Here is a 203-nt window from a genome sequence, read left to right on the forward strand (position 1 = left end):
GAGTCAGAAGAAGTAGAAGTAATTACAGAAACAGAAGAGCTAGAAGAAGTGGAAGTGATTGCAGAAGCAGAAGAGCTAGAAGAAGTGGAAGTAATTGCAGAAGCGGAAGAGTCAGAAGAAGTAGAAGTAATTGCGGAAACGGAAGAGCTAGAAGAAGTGGAAGTAATTGCGGAAACAGAAGAGCTAGAAGAAGTAGAAGTAAT

General features: G+C 40.4%; 1 protein-coding gene. It reads left to right on the forward strand.

Going from position 1 to position 203, the window contains the following annotated elements:
• Positions 1–203: hypothetical protein (locus tag MR170_RS32175; RefSeq protein WP_242310806.1), on the forward strand; the 203-nt coding region annotated here is incomplete at both ends.

Origin of the sequence: Bacillus cereus group sp. BfR-BA-01524 (genome assembly GCF_022662595.1) — a bacterium.
GTDB classification, from domain to species: domain Bacteria; phylum Bacillota; class Bacilli; order Bacillales; family Bacillaceae_G; genus Bacillus_A; species Bacillus_A thuringiensis_S.